At 71.0% G+C, this 3765-nt stretch carries 4 protein-coding genes; 1 reads left to right on the forward strand and 3 read right to left on the reverse strand.

What is annotated here, in order from left to right:
- A partial coding sequence (locus F0L68_RS40900) for a sigma factor-like helix-turn-helix DNA-binding protein (protein ID WP_149855300.1) occupies positions 1 to 237 on the forward strand: 237 nt, incomplete at its 5' end.
- A 263-nt stretch (positions 238 to 500) separates the two neighbouring features.
- Here the strand turns inward: F0L68_RS40900 and F0L68_RS40905 are convergent.
- From F0L68_RS40905 to F0L68_RS40915, 3 genes are all read right to left on the reverse strand, one after another.
- Positions 501 to 1553 (reverse strand): site-specific integrase, encoded by a 1053-nt coding sequence (locus F0L68_RS40905; protein ID WP_188317117.1) that lies wholly within the window; start codon positions 1551 to 1553, stop codon positions 501 to 503.
- Positions 1554 to 1691: 138 nt separating this feature from the next.
- Positions 1692 to 2786 carry a DUF6744 family protein gene (locus tag F0L68_RS40910; RefSeq protein ID WP_223199605.1) on the reverse strand — a complete coding sequence of 365 codons (1095 nt, stop codon included), beginning with the start codon at positions 2784 to 2786 and terminating at the stop codon, positions 1692 to 1694.
- 228 nt (positions 2787 to 3014) lie between these two features.
- The coding region (locus F0L68_RS40915; RefSeq protein ID WP_149855302.1) for a VWA domain-containing protein at positions 3015 to 3765 on the reverse strand (751 nt) is incomplete at its 5' end.

A 3765-nucleotide genomic window follows, 5' to 3' on the forward strand; every position in this document is an offset into this window, starting at 1 on the left:
GCCGAGCAGATGGGCATCCCCATCGGCACGGTGAAGGGGGCGCTGCACCGAGCCAGGAAGCGGGGAGAGCTGCCGGCTCCGGTGCGGCGTGGAGGGACCGACATCGAGCAGGTGGTGTCGTTACGGTCGCAGGGCCTGTCCTACCGGGAGATTGCCGAGCAGATGGGCATCCCCATCGGCACCGTCGGCTACAGCCTGCACGTCGCCCGCACGTCGGCGGCCGCCGACCCGGACTGATCAGCGGCTGGTGTTCCGGTGCAGCCGTGCTAAAACGGCCGTTTTAGCAATATCTGATCGAGCTGACCTGGCCTGCTGCTCCTGAAAGCCCGGCAGGGTGCAAGGTATGGGCGTGTCGTGCCGGCGTGTCGCCGCCAACCGGCTCGCCGAGCTGGGATTCCTCGCCGTAGGGCTACCTGACCGGTGTTTGCGATCATGCCGACAGGGTTCGAGCGGCCGGTTCAAGACCTTGTTGGCGCAGGGGGTTTGTCGCAGGCCCGGGGTCAGCGACGTGTGTGCTGTCGTCCTGCGGATCCGACCTGGCGAGTTCGACGGGCTCTGCGAGCGAGGGGCACGACGTTGTCGGGCAGCGGGATCAGCGCGTGCTGGCCACCGACTTCGGCGGAGTCGTAGTCGCGGGGATCGTCGGGCAGGGCGAGCTGTTCGGGCACGGGTGCGCAGCGGCGAAGCTCGGCCAGGTCGGGCAGGGCGAGGTCGATGTCGCGATGCGCGAGCTCCCGGGCGGCGCGGGCCACCTGCGAGGCGGTGATCGTGTCGCCGAGTTCGGCGCGGGCGGCGCACCGGTTGACCAGACGCATCAGGTCCACGGCGGTGATCAGGCGCAGCCCGGACCGGTCGCGGAACAGCTCGGGGCCGCGGCCGGAGGGCCGTTCGGTCTCGATCCACGTACGGAGGTAGTCGTGCACGACCTCGGGCAGCGGCGCCCACTCGTCGCCGGCGCGAACGGTGGGCCGGCCGGTGGCGGGGTCGACCTGGTCGAGCACGTCGACCAGGTGGCGGGTGGTGACGCGTTCGGGCCGCCACGTGCTGGCCAGCAGCAGGCCGACCAGTGCGGCGCCGAGCGTGCCGCCCAGCCACGGGTCGCGGTGCGCCTCGACGAGCAGGTTTCGCAGTGCGGAGGCGTCCAGGTGGCGGGCGGGGTTGTGCGGGTGCGGCGGGTACGCGGCGGCCGCGTCGACGGCGCGGGCCGCCGCGACCGGGTTGGCCTCCAGCGCGCCGTCGCGCACGCAGAACCCGTAGAAGCTCGACCAGGCGGTGGCCTGGGTGGCGATGGTGTTGTGCCTGCGCAGTGGGTGCGCCTGGTGGTCGAGGTCGTGCTGGCGGCCGGTGCGGGTGCGGGCGAAGGCGATGATGTCCTCAGCGCGGGCGTCCAGCAGGCCGCGGCCGCGGTGGGTGAGCAGCCAGCCCGCGAGCCGTCCCAGGTCGCGGCGGTAGCGGCTGCGGGTGTGCTGCGAGGGGTGGCCGCGCAGCCAGGACACGACCAGCCTGGACACGTCCGCGCTGGTCGTGATCGGCAGTCGCCGCACACGCGCCACCCGGCGATCGTCGCACGGCCCGCGCCGCCGCTCTACCGCTTGTTCAGCGGTTCGCGCCCACGCCTCGGCCCTGACAGCCGGGATGATCACGGCGCTGTCAGGGCCTGGGTGGATGTGACGGAGGGTGTCGAGGGACGTCTACTCGTCCGTCTCCTCGGTGTCGGTGGCCTGGGTGAGCAGGCTGGCCAGTTGCATGTTCACCAGTTGCAGGGACGAGTCGGTGTCGTCGAGCGAGGTGGACAGCAGCTCGGAGTGCGCGGCGGTGGATCTCTGGAGTTCGGTGAACCTGCGGTGCAGTTTCTGGATGGTCTTGTCGTCGGCGCCGTCGCGGCGGGCGGCGGCGATCTCGCGGGCCAGCTGGTCGAGCTCGTCTTTGGCCTTGGTGGTGAACGCGGCGATCACCATCTCGCGCATCTCGGCCTGGTCGGGGATCGGGATGCGGATCAGGTGGCTGCCTTTGCCGAACCGGGACACCAGGGTGCGCATCGCGGCGAGGGTGTCGCCCCACCGGCGGGGCACGAAGTACACCCCGCCGGTGGGGCGGACCTTGGTGCCGTCGAGGTCTTCGACGTAGCGGCGGATCAGCGAGCGGAGCTTGTCGCCGGTCAGGAAGGTGCAGTGCCGCTTGTAGACGTCGGTGACCTCGGCCAGCATCATGCGGACCACGGCCTGCTCGGTCTCCGGCAGGTTCTTGATCGCGGTGTTGTCGGGGGCGACCTGGAGCGATCCGGCGCCGGGATCGCTGGCCGGGGAGCTGTCGCGGTGGAACACGCACTCGCCGAGCCTGCTGTCGTAGGACAGTGTGGTCTTCTCCTCGTCGCGGACCTCGCGCACGATGTGCCGCACGATCTGGTCCTTGTCCCGGCGGACGTGCCGGACCATCAGCGTGGCCTGGCGGCTGGTCGCGCTGCGGCGTCGGCGGCCACGGGGCTGGCCGGCGGCCGGGTCGTCCAGGGCGTAGGAGACACGGATGCCGTCGGGGCCGGTGACCTTCTCGAAGGCGTCCACCGGCCGCAGTTCCGGCGGCACGAACGCCAGGTCCAGGGCCAGCTCGCGGAACCAGCGTTCCAGGTCGTCGCGGGTCACCCGGCCGTCGAAGATGCTGTAGAGAACCAGGTGGCCCAGCAGCGGTGTCTGCCCGGCGTCCATCGCTGCGGTGTAGGCGTCGAACGCCCGGTTCCCTGGGTCCAGGCCCGGCGTGTCCTGGTCGAGCATCTGCTCCGGCTGAGTCATGATCGCCGCGTCCCTTCGAGTGCGAAAACGGCCGTTTTAACAGACTTGAGGATAGCGGGACGGACCGACAGTTCCGGCGTCCGGCTCAGGCGTTGCGGGGACCGCTCACAGCCGGCGTGGACAGGCGCTCACGTGTCGCCCGGTCGATTTTGTGCAGACGACCCACGAACCACACCAGGGCCGGTGTGGATACGCGTGTCGCCGACGGAACGCACGACCGTCACGGGGTCAGATGACGTGGAACAGGTCGGCTGCGGCGGAGGTGTCGGTGAGGTCGTCGATCGAACGCAGGTTGTCGCACAGCGCGTCCAGCACGGTGCCGGGGCGGGTGGTGGCCGCAGAGCCGATGGCCACGCCGAAGCTGCGGAAGTCCAGGCGCGCCTTGGTGTCGTTCCAGGCGCGCATCCACTCCTCGGTCACGCCGCACTGCCCGTCGGTGATCAGCACGATGTCGCCGCGCTGCCGGCCGGCGACGTTGTACTCGGCCTCCAGCAGCTCGGTGGCCACGGTCAGCGGGACCTGGAAGTCCGTCCCGCCGCCGAAGAAGGTCTCCGCGAACTCCAGCACCTCGGTGATGGGGGCCTGGCCGGCGGGGAACCGGAAGGTCGCCACCTGTCCGGCCGAGGAGAACAGGATGCCGACGAAGTCCCGCTTGGCGTGGCGGGCCTGGTCCAGCAGAGCCAGCGCGCACGACTTGGCCCAGGCTTCCCCGGTGACCCCGCCGGCGTGGGGCGCGCGCATGGAACCCGAGCAGTCGACGCAGGCCACGATCGCGCCCTGGCCGGTGGTGTGCTCGCCACGGCTGTCATAGAGCATCAGCCGGCCCTCGGCGAGCTTGGCGGCGAACACCGGGCGCAGCGCAGGCACGCCCAGGGTCGCCAGCTCCGAGGGGATCAGGCGGGCGATGTCGTCGCCCAGGGTGATGCCGACCAGTTCCCCGACGACGTGCTCGACCTTGCGGGCGCGCTCGCCGGCGGCC

Source organism: Solihabitans fulvus (genome assembly GCF_008386585.1).
Classification (GTDB): Bacteria; Actinomycetota; Actinomycetes; order Mycobacteriales; family Pseudonocardiaceae; genus Solihabitans; species Solihabitans fulvus.

Excerpts from the sequence above, each read along its gene's own strand:
- F0L68_RS40910 (WP_223199605.1), bottom strand. The coding sequence starts at position 2,786 with ATGACTCAGCCGGAGCAGATGCTCGACCAGGACACGCCGGGCCTGGAC.